Source organism: Providencia sp. PROV268 (assembly GCF_028477805.1).
GTDB lineage: Bacteria > Pseudomonadota > Gammaproteobacteria > Enterobacterales > Enterobacteriaceae > Providencia > Providencia stuartii.
The window spans coordinates 84,443-98,888 of sequence record NZ_JAMPLW010000025.1 but is presented as its reverse complement, the minus strand read 5'-3'; the positions used below and the strand labels follow the sequence as shown (position 1 = coordinate 98,888).

12 protein-coding genes are annotated in these 14,446 nt (G+C 43.2%); 2 read left to right on the top strand and 10 right to left on the bottom strand.

Annotated features, from left to right (window positions below; genetic code table 11):
- Positions 1-249: 249 nt before the first annotated feature.
- The gene (locus PR699_RS17040; RefSeq protein WP_223854678.1) at positions 250-837 is read right to left on the bottom strand and encodes a hypothetical protein; all 588 of its coding nucleotides are present in this window, start codon (positions 835-837) and stop codon (positions 250-252) included.
- A 373-nt stretch (positions 838-1,210) separates the two neighbouring features.
- Positions 1,211-1,825 carry a LysE family translocator gene (locus PR699_RS17035; protein ID WP_014657654.1) on the bottom strand — a complete coding sequence of 205 codons (615 nt, stop codon included), beginning with the start codon at positions 1,823-1,825 and terminating at the stop codon, positions 1,211-1,213.
- A gap of 169 nt (positions 1,826-1,994) precedes the next feature.
- Here PR699_RS17035 and folA point away from each other — a divergent pair, with 169 nt between their 5' ends.
- Positions 1,995-2,498, top strand: coding sequence for a type 3 dihydrofolate reductase (folA, locus tag PR699_RS17030; protein ID WP_004925009.1), 504 nt, complete (start codon positions 1,995-1,997; stop codon positions 2,496-2,498).
- A gap of 182 nt (positions 2,499-2,680) precedes the next feature.
- Here the strand turns inward: folA and apaH are convergent, their stop codons facing one another.
- The 6 genes from apaH to lptD form a co-directional block, all read right to left on the bottom strand.
- Positions 2,681-3,508 (bottom strand): bis(5'-nucleosyl)-tetraphosphatase (symmetrical) ApaH, encoded by an 828-nt coding sequence (apaH, locus tag PR699_RS17025; protein ID WP_004925002.1) that lies wholly within the window; start codon positions 3,506-3,508, stop codon positions 2,681-2,683.
- 2 nt (positions 3,509-3,510) lie between these two features.
- The gene (gene apaG / locus PR699_RS17020) at positions 3,511-3,888 is read right to left on the bottom strand and encodes a Co2+/Mg2+ efflux protein ApaG (RefSeq protein ID WP_004924999.1); all 378 of its coding nucleotides are present in this window, start codon (positions 3,886-3,888) and stop codon (positions 3,511-3,513) included.
- 19 nt (positions 3,889-3,907) lie between these two features.
- On the bottom strand, positions 3,908-4,717 hold the full coding sequence (gene rsmA, locus PR699_RS17015) for a 16S rRNA (adenine(1518)-N(6)/adenine(1519)-N(6))-dimethyltransferase RsmA (RefSeq protein WP_014657655.1): 810 nt from the start codon (positions 4,715-4,717) through the stop codon (positions 3,908-3,910).
- Positions 4,714-5,709, bottom strand: coding sequence for a 4-hydroxythreonine-4-phosphate dehydrogenase PdxA (gene pdxA / locus PR699_RS17010; RefSeq protein ID WP_014657656.1), 996 nt, complete (start codon positions 5,707-5,709; stop codon positions 4,714-4,716). Before pdxA ends, rsmA begins: the two co-directional genes overlap by 4 nt.
- Positions 5,690-7,009 (bottom strand): peptidylprolyl isomerase SurA, encoded by a 1,320-nt coding sequence (surA, locus tag PR699_RS17005; RefSeq protein ID WP_004924993.1) that lies wholly within the window; start codon positions 7,007-7,009, stop codon positions 5,690-5,692. The genes pdxA and surA overlap by 20 nt, the downstream gene beginning before the upstream one ends.
- A gap of 138 nt (positions 7,010-7,147) precedes the next feature.
- A complete protein-coding gene (lptD, locus tag PR699_RS17000; RefSeq protein WP_014657657.1) occupies positions 7,148-9,514 on the bottom strand; it encodes an LPS assembly protein LptD in 2,367 nt (788 codons plus the stop codon).
- A 181-nt stretch (positions 9,515-9,695) separates the two neighbouring features.
- Between lptD and djlA the strand changes: the two genes are divergently transcribed.
- Positions 9,696-10,511, top strand: coding sequence for a co-chaperone DjlA (djlA, locus tag PR699_RS16995; protein WP_004924988.1), 816 nt, complete (start codon positions 9,696-9,698; stop codon positions 10,509-10,511).
- A 95-nt stretch (positions 10,512-10,606) separates the two neighbouring features.
- Here the strand turns inward: djlA and rluA are convergent, their stop codons facing one another.
- Both rluA and rapA read right to left on the bottom strand, forming a co-directional pair.
- Positions 10,607-11,260: a bifunctional tRNA pseudouridine(32) synthase/23S rRNA pseudouridine(746) synthase RluA gene (gene rluA / locus PR699_RS16990; protein WP_004924987.1), complete on the bottom strand. Its 654-nt coding sequence runs from the start codon at positions 11,258-11,260 to the stop codon at positions 10,607-10,609.
- 151 nt (positions 11,261-11,411) lie between these two features.
- The gene (gene rapA / locus PR699_RS16985) at positions 11,412-14,318 is read right to left on the bottom strand and encodes an RNA polymerase-associated protein RapA (RefSeq protein WP_014657659.1); all 2,907 of its coding nucleotides are present in this window, start codon (positions 14,316-14,318) and stop codon (positions 11,412-11,414) included.
- Between the last annotated feature and the right edge of the window lie 128 nt (positions 14,319-14,446).

The window sequence follows — 14,446 nt, the reverse complement described above, 5'->3', positions numbered from 1 at the left end:
CGGTTAAAACGGGTTTTTGCTGACGTTATTTTAGTCGTGATAGCGTTGGTGCATGATGGGATATTGGTCATTTTTATTGAATACCAAATCAAGGCACGATAGTAAGGTGCAGCAAGTTAAGTGAGGCTACTTGTCGGGCTGTGGGGGCTGACAATGAGTCGTGTTATCAGTCATTGTATAGAAAAAGGGTACTTTAAAGCTAATTTCAAGCCTTAAAGCACCGCTAAAATAATGGGGGGGTTTACTGATTTAGTTCGGAATAAAATCCATAAACATTTCAGTTTCTATGACCGAATTATTCTCGATACTTGCAATAAAGATAGGGTATGAATCATAATCCACATGTAGCACCCACATTTTATAGCCATACTTTTCAATAAAATCTTGTAAGAGGCTAAACTTTTCTGCGAAGTAATCCGTACTGCTTTCAAACTCTTCATTCTCTAATTCACTGTTATCAACATGCTCTTTAAGCGTTTTGAACAGCTGTTCTTTTTCAAGGGTAGGATCAAATTGGGAGATCCGCTGAGACAAAAAGGTGATTAACTGATCATCATCATCTTCACCACGCCAATCAATAGCGACAACGATATTATGACTGTGACAGAAGATATCAAACAGTAGTTGTAACCTATCGTCGTCATCTTCATCAAACACAGCTTCTAAATCCGAATAGTTTGAATATTTTTCATCTTCTAAAACATCATCGGGATGATGAATAGCTTTTTGCAAAAGTGAATTCCACTCAGCGAGTTCGGAAGGCGGTAATATGGAAGAGGCAAGAGTACTGATTTGTTCCATTTCATCTTCATCAAAAAGAGTCGTATTTTGTTCCATGATCATAAGGCCCATGTTTAATTTTATTTATCTATTAAAGTTAAATTATACAATTTGATGAAAAGGCTGAACAAGATTATTCTTGTTTTTGGTTTTAGTTAAGTCAATGCTTTTTACTGATGATAATGAAAAGTATGAGTTAAATAATTAAGTAATTCGATAGGGGAATTAATTAACTGTAGGAGGAGATCAGATCTTTCAATCTTAGAGTTAGGGTTTAAAGCTATTTGTGAATATTTTTATATTAGCTATCGTTAAATAAGCGTGATTGATAGGGAGTTTTTAACAATAGGCGAGCATGGTTTAAAAACCATTTATGTATTTCCCCCAGACATTAAACAATCATGGCTGAGGGATTTTTTTATTCATCTGATTAACTGAGTGCAACTCGAACCCCGAAAGCAATAAGTACAACGCCAAGCACTTTATCGATATATTTTTGTACTTTAGCTAACCCTTTTCTTACAGGAGCACTCTGGATCAAACACACCAGCAGTGGCCAGTAAATAGCAGCAAGCCCCCAAATGATAAAGGCGATCCACAGCTTTTCACCAAACGTCGAATCAACACTTAAAACTTGAGTAAAAACAGCAAGAAAGAACAATGTTGCTTTAGGGTTTAAAACATTACAAAGGAAACCTTGCATAAATGCTTTTTTGAAAGTGACGATTTCGTGTTGTGTATTGTTGAGGTCTAGGTTTTGTCCTTTATTTGGCATCAAACTTTTAACACCAATCCAAATCAGATAAGCCGCTCCTGCGTATTTTAATACGTTAAATAACCAAGGTGTGGTGGTGATAAGAACCGCAAGCCCAGCGACACAATAAGTCATATGTAGGGCAACCGCACAAATGACGCCCATTGCAGTCATGAGCGCTGCTGAACGCTGATAGCGCGCTGAGTTTTTAACGATAAGAAAAAAGTCTGGCCCGGGGGAAAGCATGCCTAATGTGGCGATAGTGGCAATTAAAAGGGAGGTCTCGTACATTTGCACTCTCTATATTGATTTTATTTTTAATGTTATTTTTAGTCGGCTTTATCACTAACTGAGTATAAATTAATAATCACTTTTTAAGGAAGATTAAATTTAGTCGACGAAGCATTTCTGTTTACGTATAGTGAGCACAAATTTGTATATTAGCCTCTAAGGTGACTCAATGAATATTAGTTTAATCGCAGCGATGGCGATTGATCAGGTTATCGGCATGGAAAAAGCGATGCCTTGGCATTTACCCGGTGATCTTGCTTGGTTTAAACGTAATACGTTAAATAAGCCAGTCATAATGGGTCGAGTGACTTACGAATCAATTGGTCGTCCGCTTCCACAGCGCGTCAACATTGTATTAAGTAGTAAGCCGGGTTCGGATAAAAATGTTATCTGGGTCTCCTCCGTAGAAGAAGCATTGGCGGCGGCTAAGCAAACCAAGACAGGCTCTGACGATGATGAAGTCATTGTGATTGGAGGCGGAAAAGTTTACCAACAGTTTTTACCTCTGGCGAATAAGCTGTATTTAACTCACGTGGATGCAGAAGTGATTGGCGACACTCATTTCCCAATTTACGAGCCAGATGAGTGGGATTCTATTTTCACCGAGTACCATGAGGCGGATGAGAACAATTCACATGGTTATTGTTTTGAGATTTTAACCAAAAGAATTTAATAGCGTCGTAATTTTAAAAACGGAGCGTATTGCTCCGTTTTTGCTTATTAATATATGAAAGCAGCGAATTAAATCACTATTCAAAAATAAATCTAATGAATTTATTACCACTATTCAGTTTAAATTAAAAAGAATAGCTTTTAAGTTATGTCTATTTAAGGGAAATAAACATAACTTAATGATTAATCTTTACGGCGTTTTTGGTGTGATTTTTGGTGGTAATACTGTTTTGCTTCCCAATGGAACAGCGTCAATTCTCCCCCCCAGCAACAACCAGTATCTAGCCCATACACATTTTCTGGCGTATGTTTCCCTTCCAAAGACGCCCAATGACCAAAAAAGATAGAATAGCCTTCAGGGAGTTTATTGGGCAGTGCAAACCAAGGTTTAAGGGGAGAAGGGGCTTTGGCTGGACTTTCCTTACAAATCATATCCAGTTGACCATGAGGGAAACAGTAGCGCATCCGTGTTAATGCATTTGTACTAAAGCGTAAACGCGGTAGCCCCATTAAATTCTCAGACCAATTATTTGGCATGTCGCCATACATAGAATCAATGAATAGCGGATAAGCATCGCTTGATAAAACCGATTCTACTTCCCGTGCGCACATGCGTGCTGTCGGCAGATCCCACTGTGGTGTGATCCCAGCGTGAGCCATGATGATCTTTTTCTCTTCATCGACCTGTAGCAGCGGTTGGCGGCGTAACCAATTGATTAATTCATCAGCGTCGGGCGCATTGAGTAGCTCATCGAGATGATCTTTCGGTTTATTCCGGCTGATTTTGCAGTAAATACCTAATAAGTGCAGATCGTGGTTACCTAGCACTATGCGTACGGAATCACCGAGGCTTTTGACATAGCGAAGGACCTGTAATGAGTCAGGCCCTCGGGCAACCAGATCGCCAGTGAGCCACAAAGTATCTTTTTGCGGCTCAAAATTCACTTGTTCGAGTAATGCACGCAATTCGCGATAGCAGCCGTGTACATCACCAATAAGATATGTCGACATAATTAATTAATCAAAGTAGGTAAAGCAAGGCGGAATGGAGGAATATCCACATGAATGTGTTCTCCTCGGCTGTTTAACATGACGTAATAACCTTCCATTGTACCCATGGGAGTTTCTAATATTGCTCCACTGGTATAACGATATACCGCACCGGGCTGGATGATTGGTTGTTCACCGACAACGCCTTCGCCTTGAACTTCAGTTTTATGACCATCACTGTTAGTAATGAGCCAATAGCGGCTCATTAATTGTAGTGGCTCTCGGCCTAAGTTACGGATAGATATGGTATAGGCAAATACATATCGTCCTATTTCAGGTTGAGACTGGCTGACGATATAGACACTCTGTACTTGGATGCTAACATTAGGTTCGTTAAGCATAGTGCCTCCTTTTCGATACTTATTCAGACAAACTTGCTAGGTAGTTCGCCATTTTGCAATAAGCTTCAACGGAAATATTTTCAGCGCGAGTACCGGGATCAATGCCTAGCTCTGTGAGCTGCTCAACATTGAGTAAATCCCCCAAACTATTGCGGATCGTCTTACGACGCTGGTTAAATGCTTGTGTGGTAATACGACTGAGCATTTTAATATCTTTCAGCGGGTAAGGGTTCTCGCGATGAGGTATAAGTCTAACAACCGCAGAATCAACTTTTGGTGGCGGTGCAAAGGCCGTTGGTGGCACTTCTAACACCGGAACAACTTGGCAGTAATATTGCGCCATAACGCTTAAACGGCCGTAGGCTTTACTCCCAGGACCTGCAACTAGGCGGTTTACAACCTCTTTTTGCAGCATAAAGTTCATGTCAGCAATAGAGTTTGTAAAGGTAAATAGGTGGAACATTAGCGGGGTCGAGATATTATAAGGCAGGTTACCAAAAACACGTAAAGGTTGCCCTGCCTGCTTCGCTAATTCACCGAAATCCACTGTCATGGCATCTTGCTGGATAATTGTAAGCTTATCTTTTAACTGTGGGTGAACATGCAAGCGCGCAGCGAGATCACGGTCTAGCTCAACAACCGTCATCTTATCCATTCTACTACCAACAGGTTCAGTCAGTGCGCCAAGACCGGGGCCAATCTCGACGATAGCTTGCCCTGGTTGTGGATGTATTGCATCTACAATACTGTCGATAATAAATTGGTCAGTTAAAAAGTTCTGCCCGAAACGTTTGCGGGCAAGATGCCCCTGATGGACTCGATTATTCATGAATTCTTATATGTCATTTGGATAGCTAACTTCAATGCGGTAATAAAGCTGCCCGCATCGGCACGACCCGTACCTGCTAACTCTAGCGCAGTGCCATGGTCAACAGAAGTACGAATGAAAGGCAGACCCAGCGTAATGTTCACGGCTCTACCAAAACCTTGGTATTTTAACACAGGAAGACCCTGATCGTGATACATTGCGAGTACGGCATCCGCATCTTCTAAATATTTAGGCTGAAATAGGGTATCAGCGGGCAGCGGCCCGATGAGATTCATACCTTCAGCACGAAGACTCTCAAGTGTTGGGATAATGGTTTCTATCTCTTCCATTCCCATATGTCCTCCTTCACCCGCATGCGGGTTTAGGCCACAGACATAGATATTTGGTGTATCAATCGCAAATTTTGTACGTAAATCGTGATTTAAGATTGTAATCACTTCCCGCAGACTTTGTTGAGTGATTGCCGCTGAAACATCTTTTAAGGGTAAGTGGGTCGTGGCGAGAGCCACTCGTAACTCTTCTGTGGCTAACATCATCACCACACGGTGACAATGGCTCCTATCGGCAAAAAATTCAGTATGCCCGCTAAATGGAACCCCCGCATCATTAATCACCCCTTTGTGGACAGGGCCAGTCACAATGGCAGAAAATTCTCCACTTAGGCAACCATCACAGACCCTTGCTAATGTTTCAGTAACATACTTCCCATTGGCAATGTTTAGCACACCGGCTTGCGCTGGTGCTTTCAAATTGACGGGAAGGATAGACAGAGTTCCCGGTACTTGGGCGTCATGTTCATTACCTGATTGATAGTTTTTTAATGACAGTGGCAGGTTGAGTTGTTTGGCTCGAGCGAGTAGTAATTCAGGATCAGCACACGCAACAAGCTCAACAGGCCAAAACTCTTGGGCAAGTTGAATAAGTAGATCTGGGCCTACCCCGGCAGGCTCGCCGGGGGTTATTACGATTGGTTTATTGAGATTTTTCGTCATTAGATTGGTTATCACGTCCATCGATGACATTAACATATGCCGCCGCACGTTGCTCCTGTACCCAACTTTGTGCTTCTTCGTTGAATTTACGATTGAACAATAAACGGTAGGCTTGATCTTTTTGTGCCGCATCTGTTTTATCAACATTGCGGGTATCTTCTAGCTGAATAAGGTGCCAGCCAAAGTTTGAGCGAACAGGTTGACTGATTTCGCCTTTATTAAGTCTCATCAAGGCATCACGGAAAGCGGGATCGTATACATCTGGCATATTCCAGCCTAACTCACCGCCTTTAAGCGCACTGCCCGGATCTTCAGAGAACTCTTTTGCCGCATTTTCAAATGTGGTCTTGCCGCTACGAATATCCTGTGTGATCTGAGTGAGCTTTTGTCTCGCTTGGTTATCATCCATAATTGGTGATGACTTAATAAGGATATGGCGAGCTTTCACTTCGGTGACTGAAATGGTTTTATTGGCGCTGTTCATTTCGTTAACGCGCAAAATGTGGTAGCCAACACCAGAACGAATAGGGCCTACAACATCGCCTTTCTTCGCACTTTTCAACTGTTCAGCGAAAACAACTGGTAGCTCTTGTAGGCGAGACCATCCCATATTACCGCCTTTCAGTGCTTGTGGATCTGCGGAGTAAGCAATAGCCAGTTTGCCGAAGTTGGTGCCTTTTTTGATCTCATCCATGATCTTAGCAACAATCGCATCTGCTTTTTGTAATTGCTCTTGAGTTGGGTTTTCAGGTAATGGAATGAGAATATGACTTAGGTTAACGCTCGCTTCATAGTCTGCTTGGCTGCTGATCTGTTTTGCGAGAGACTCAACTTCTTGGGGTAAAATAGTCACGCGACGGCGTACTTCGTTATTACGCACTTCAGCGATCAGCATCTCTTTACGGATCTCACTACGGTATTTTGCCATATCAATACCATCCGCTTTTAGACGTGCTTGCATCTGCTCAAAAGTTAAACCATTTTGGCGAGCAATATCCGCAATTGTGGCATTAACGGCTTCTTCAGGGATATTGATTTGCATCTGATTTGCCATCTGTAACATGATGTTATCAGTGATCAAACGCTCAAGGATCTGGTGACGAAGAGTCTCATCATCTGGAATTTGTTGGCCAGCATTGCGTGCGTTCAGTTTTACTGTGTTTAACATATTCTGGACGTCACTTTCCAGCACAACTCCGTTATTGACTACAGCAGCAACTTTATCCATTTGCTGTGGTGCAGCCAATGCTGTGGAGCTTGCAAACATCAGTCCCAGAATAAGCGTTTTCCAATTCTTCATAATGGTCCTATCTATTGATTTAGGTTCCGCCAGAGGCAGGTTAATCGTTTTATTTATGCGACACTGCTTACTATTTGGCGAGCAGATAACTCGCCTTATTGTGAGTAAGCAGCGGCATCAAATAGCTTGTGTTTATTATCAGAAAGCACGCTGATAAGGGATGATACCTCTATTAAGCATTTCCTGACTACCTAAACTATGATTGTTATTTAGGCCTCTAAGTTCCACATTGAATGACCATTTATTATCATATTCACTGCTGAACTTGTCTTCTTGCCATCCAACAATCTTACGTTCATAACCTACATTGAACGCCCAACAACAAGTATTGTATTGTAAACCAATTAATTGGCTGGCGGATTGTTGCTGCTTAGTATCATAGTAATAAGAGCCAACAAAGCCCCAACGCTCACTTAATGGCCAACTTAATACCGCACCCACTTGGGAAATCCCTTTTTGGTATTCCGGTAGGGTATAAGTGTTGCCACCTGATTCATCACGACGGAAGGTCGCTTGAATATAGTCACGGTCGACAAAACGGTAGTTTAACTGTAACAAACGATCAGCATCAATGCGATACTCGGTCACAGCATTCCCCATGGTGACGTTGCCTAAACGGCGATCGTATTGTAGCCCACCACGGATCCCCCACTTATCGTTGATACGCCAGTAAGAGTCTGTTGCCCACAATAACGAGCCAGTATTACTTTTATCGTCGATTTTCAGGCTGGAGTTACCCGCACGCGGACGTTCAAAATAGTAGATTTGCCCGACAGAGAAGTTAAAGCGTTCGGCCAAGGATTCATCATAAATACGCGTTGTGATACCTGTCGTGATTTGGTTCGCGGAAGCGACTCTATCAAGACCACTATAAATTCGGTCACGGAACAAACCATTATAGTCTGACTGGAGTAAGGCCGAGTCATAGTTGTTAATGTTGTCCTGATCTTTATATGGAATATAGAGATATTGGACACGAGGCTCTAGGGTTTGAACAAAGTCACTGCCTTCAAGTAGATCTCGTTCGAAAACGACTTTGGCATCGCTCTTAAATATAGGAAGAACACGTGTGACATTTTTCTCTAAGCTGGCGTTGTTATTCGCTTTAGGAATATCTTGATCATAATGGGTTGCCAGCAATTTGAAGCTGTTGTTCATGTTCGCCCAGCCGTTTGACAGCGGAAGGCTTAATTCAGGCTCGATATGCAAACGCGTTGCATCTGGGTTATTTTTGCCAACACTGGTAAAGCGAGCAGCTTGCGCATAGGTGTGTAAGTCAAAGGCACCTAAATTATTTTTGTAGTAGTTAAAGTCCAACTGCGGCTCAGCTTTATAAGCACGGCGATTGGGATCTTCCACAAAAATTTGGAACTGCTTATGCGTTAGGGTTGCATTCCAGTTTTCAGCCGAATAGCCAGTACTGAATTTTTGCGTCGCATAACCGTCTGTTGTATTCCCGTATTGCGAGCTAAAGTCCGTAAAGTATTGGCGATCACTTACTTTGGTGTAATCGGCGTTGAAGTTCCAATGTTGGTTATAAGTTCCTGAATGGCGCCAGTAGAATAACCAGCGGTCATCACTGTCACGTGCATCACGTTTATTACGCTCTTTATCTTTCACATACGCGCGGTCGTGATTAATAAAATCGAAGGCGATAGTTCCCGTTCCCGGCGTGACCAAGTAACGAAATTCGTTATTTAATTTTATGCCACGGTGGGTCATGAATTGTGGGGTAATTGTCGCATCGTAATTAGGCGCGATATTCCAATAGTAAGGCAGTGAAAACTCTAGACCATCATTATTAGAGTAGCTTCCTGTTGGAATTAAGAAACCGGAGCGACGTTTGTTACCGATAGGTAATTGCATGTATGGGCTATAAAATACCGGGACATCACCCAAGCGAAAACGTGCATGCCAAATTTCAGCCACTTCTTCTTCACGGTCAATAATCACTTCGGAGCCTGCAACGCTCCAGCTATTATTGCCCGGTAAACAGGTGGTGAATGTACCGTCTTCCATAATGGAATAGCGGTTTTCACCACGCATTTTCATTTTTTTCGCTTCACCGCGACCCTGACGACCCACCATCATATAGTTGCCGTCATTCACGTCAGTATTTTTATTATTCAGGTTAGACCAAGCACTAGGGCCTTTGAGAATAATTTGTGGGTCATCATAGTGAACGTTACCTGTTGCAGTAACTTCACGGATTGGATCAGCACTATCAGGGTTAACCTGCGTCAATTTAACGCTATCGGCTGTCAGCGTTTGGTTACCTTGTTGGATATCCACATCGCCGCTGTATTCAATAAAGTTAGGGTATTCGCCCTGAACATCTTCAGCGGTGATACGGATCGGTAAATCTTTGGGATCGCCCTCAACTAGTGGTTTGTCATAAACCGGGACGCCCAGCATACATTGTGCTGCTAGGTCAGCATGCGCTTGCTGACTATAAATTGCCATCCATACCATGGATGCAAGTAGTGTTGGATAACTTTTTTTCATCATTAAATATGCGGTTCCGTCGTAATTGGCATAGCCGACAAACGCTCAAAGACTAACTTAGCCAACTACATTGCGCCAGTATAATGTATAAAACTTTACGCGCTTGTAGTTATGCACCGAGCAGAATGGATAGTATGATAATGCAAAATTGGATTCTGAGCATTGAAGAATTGAGGGATATATGCACTATTGGGGCAAAATTATTGGTGTCGTACTGGCAATAGCCTCTGGTTTTGGCATTTGGGGCACGCTAATTGGTTTAATTTTAGGGCATGGTTTTGATAAGGCCTTGGCACAACGTAAGTTTGCTAGTGCAATGAATAAACGTGATCGTCAGGTTATTTTTTTCGCCAGTACCTTCCAAATATTGGGTCATCTAACTAAGTCAAAAGGCCGTGTAACCGAGACAGACATTCAGTTAGCATCAAATTTGATGGATAGAATGCAAATACATGGGGAAACACGAAAAGCGGCGCAACAAGCGTTTAGGGAAGGTAAATCACCGGACTTTCCACTACGTGATGTACTGAAGCAATTACGTATGGCTTGCTATGGTCGTTTCGACTTAATTCAGATGTTTCTGGAAATTCAGTTACAGGCGGCATTTGCCGATGGCAGCTTGCACCCAAACGAAAGAAAGGTTCTGTTTATTATTGCAGAAGAGCTAGGGATCTCTAAAACACAATTTGAACAGTTTTTAAATATGATCCAAGGTGGCCGACAGTTTGGTCACGGCTATTCTCATCAGCAATCAGGCGGATACTATCAATCATCGAATGGCCCAACTCTTGAAGATGCTTGCAAAGTACTTGGTGTTTCTATTAATGATGAACCAACGAAAATTAAACGGGCGTATCGTAAATTAATGAGTGAACATCACCCTGATAAGTTGATAGCGAAAGGGTTGCCCCCCGAGATGATGGAACTTGCGAAACAGAAGGCTCAGTCAATACAAGCGGCTTATGATTTAATCAAAAAAGAGCGCGGCTTCAAATAAATTTTCTCGCCATATCGCACTCTGCGATGTGGTTTTTATTTAGCCAATAGGCCGTAGCATTGTTGCTATTACGGCCTAATAGTTGATGAATAAATTTAAAAATCGGGTTGGCAGCTAAAATGCATCGGTGTGCCATAGGCAGGGTGCGTGATGTAAAGCTCTTGGGCGTGAAGCTGTAAGCGAGGGGCAAGTGCTCGCGCTTGCTCATGGGCATAAAACCTATCTCCAAGAATTGGATGGCCTAGCGCTAACATATGTACGCGGAGTTGATGAGAGCGGCCTGTAATAGGGGATAGCTTTACACGGGTTGCTTGCTCTTCATATTCCAAGACCTGATACTCTGTTTGTGCGGCTTTTCCTGTTTCAAAGCAGACTTTTTGCTTTGGTCGATTTGGCCAGTCGCAAATAAGCGGCAAATCCACTAAACCTTCCTGCTTCTCTAAATGGCCCCAAACTCGGGCAATATAGTGTTTTTTAGGCTCTCGCTCACGGAATTGGCGCTTTAATTCCCGTTCAGCGGCTTTATTTAGTGCGACAACCATGACGCCACTGGTTGCCATGTCTAAGCGATGGACAGACTCAGCGTGTGGATGGTCGCGCTGTATGCGACTCATAATACTATCATGGTGTTCAGGGGCTTTACCGGGAACAGACAGTAACCCACTTGGCTTATTCACCGTAATGATATGTTCATCTTGATACAGAACATATAGCCAAGGATCAGTAGGGGGATGGTAAGGCTCCATCATAGACAATAAGGCTCCAAGATCTCACTAAATCAATGATCAGCATCGCGCGTGGATAAACGCCAAAAGCCAATTCATTGCGTTATCAGCAAGGTTATTTCTCCCTTAGTGAGAGAAATAACCAAGCGGTGTTAGTTTAATTAAAAACGTGTGACTACTGGTGAGTGACAACCACTAAACGAATAGCATCAAGACGCCATGTTGCTTGCCCAATATTGGTGAGCAGTTGCTGACGCTCTTCCTCGATCACATCCAACTCTTCATCACGGATATTTGGGTTAACCGCTTTCAGTGCTTCAAGACGAGCTAATTCTAGTGAAAGAGCTTTATCCGCGGCCTCTTTCGCATTCGCGATAAGCGTTTCGGCTTCTTTTTCCACCATCGCTTCGGACATTTTCAGGACCGAATGCACTTCATTTTGTACCGCATTAACCAATTTACTTGCCATATGGCGATTAATCGCATTGAGCTGACGGTTAAAACTTTCAAACTCAACTTGTGAAGAGAGGTTGTTCCCTTTTAAGTCAATCAACAAGCGGATCGGGGTTGCAGGCAAGAAACGGCTAATCTGCAAGTGCTTCGGTGCTTGTGCTTCTAGGACATACACCAATTCGGTAAGTAATGTTCCAACAGGAAGCGCTTTATTTTTAAGCAGAGAAACGGCACAGCTCCCTGTGTCACCAGACAAGACTAAATCTAAGCCATTGCGGATGATCGGGTGCTCCCAACTAATAAACTGGGTATCTTCACGAGATAACGCTTGCTCACGGTCAAAAGTGATTGTGCAACCATCTTGCGGTAGCCCTGGAAAATCAGGAACTAACATATGATCGGATGGGGTCAAAATCAGCAAGTTATCACTTTTATCTTCTTGGTTAATGCCAACAATATCAAACAAGTTAAGGGCAAAATTAACCAATTCAGTATCATTGTCTTCCGCACCGATCGTTTCGGCTAATTGAATACCTGATTCCCCCCCGTTGGAGTGCATTTCAAGTAGACGGTCGCGGCCTTGTTCTAACTGTGCTTTTAATGCTTCGTGCTCTTCACGGCAGGTTTTTAAGAACTCTTCAAAACCGTCGGTTACCGTTGGCTCAGCCATATATTGCAGCAGTTGTTGATAATATTTATCGTAAATGGAGCGTCCGGTAGGGCAAGTGTGCTCAAAAGCATCTAAACCTTCATGATACCAACGCAATAACACGGCTTGAGCAGTATTTTCTAAGTAAGGTACGCTTAAAACGATGTCGCGTGTTTGCCCAATACGATCTAATCGACCAATACGTTGTTCTAATAGGTCTGGGTTGAAGGGGAGGTCAAACATCACCAATTGGTTAGCAAACTGGAAGTTGCGTCCTTCAGAGCCAATTTCAGAGCAAAGTAGAACCTGTGCGCCATCCTCTTCTGAAGCAAAGTAAGCTGCCGCACGGTCACGCTCAAGTAGTGACAAACCTTCATGGAATACCGCGGCGCGGATCCCTTCACGTTCACGCAATACTTGCTCTAATTGCAACGCTGTGGCGGCTTTTGCACAGATCACCAAAACTTTTTCGTTACGGTTAGCCATTAGGTAGCCCATGAGCCACTCAACGCGAGGGTCAAAGTTCCACCAAGTTGCATTTTCACCTTCGAACTCTTGGTAAATTTGCTCTGGATAGAGCATCTCTTTAGCGCGTGTTTCGAGATCTTTTTTCGACCCCATAATACCTGCAACCTTGATTGCTGTTTGGTATTGGGTAGGAAGCGGCATTTTCAGCGAATGCAATTCACGACGAGGGAAGCCTTTAACCCCATTACGGGTATTTCTAAATAGAAGACGGCTAGTACCATGGCGATCCATTAACATGCTGACCAACTCTTGGCGAGCCGCGTTGCCATCTTCACTGTCAACATTAGCGGCTTTCAATAACGGCTCAATATCTTGCTCTTTGATCAGATCATTGAGTAGATTTTGTTGGTCATTGGTGAGTTTCTCACCAGTTAATAGCAGTGCGACCGCATCCGCAACAGGGCGATAGTTGGCTTGCTCATCAATAAACTCTTGATAATCATGGAAACGATTGGGATCGAGCAGGCGAAGACGTGCAAAGTGACTTTCTTGGCCCAGTTGCTCCGGCGTTGCGGTTAGCAGCAGAACAGAAGGGATATTCTCTGCCAAGGTTTCAATCACTTGATATTCACGACTAGGAGCTGCTTCACTCCATTGTAAATGGTGAGCTTCGTCGACAATCATCATATCCCAACCCGCTTCAACGAGCTGGTCGAAGCGCTGTTTGTTGCGACGTACAAAGTCTAATGAGCACAGCACCAACTGTTCTGTTTCAAATGGATTATCGCTGTCATGTTGCGCTTCACTATAACGACCATCATCAAACAGTGAAAAACGGAGGTTGAAACGACGTAACATCTCAACGAGCCATTGATGTTGCAAGCTTTCAGGCACAATGATTAACACACGTTCAACACGGCCTGCCATTAACTGTTGATGGATGATCATCCCAGCTTCAATGGTTTTACCCAGACCCACTTCATCGGCCAGTAATACGCGAGGGTGGTGGCGTTTACCTACCTCATTAGCGATATGTAGCTGATGTGGGATAAGGCTTGCGCGAATACCACGTAAACCTGTCGCTTGGTGCTTAACTTGCTCACTTTGAAATTTACGTGCGCGATAACGTAAAGCAAAGCGATCCATACGGTCAATTTGACCTGCAAATAGGCGATCTTGAGGTTTATTGAAGGTGAGTTTGCTGTCGAGAAAAACTTCTCTTAGGCTAACGCCTTGCTCTTCTGTATCAAGGCGAGTACCAATATAAGTGAGTAGGCCGTCATCTTCTGTGACGCTTTCGACCTTGAGTTGCCAGCCTTCATGGCTGGTAATGATATCACCTTCATTGAACATAACTCGGGTAATAGGTGCATCATTACGTGAATAGAGACGATTCTCACCACTGGCGGGAAAAAGTAAAGTCACCATACGGGCATCAATAGCCACAACGGCGCCTAATCCGAGTTCGCTTTCTGTATCGCTTATCCAGCGCTGACCAAGAGTAAATGGCATAGGTTTAACTCAGTTCCATAAATTTAATAGTTTATTTTTAGATTTTTTAAGACAAATTATATATTTGCCTTCACTCTGTGTTAGTAAACAAGGGCAATGTGAATATGAATTGTAGTCGCTGCCCAAAG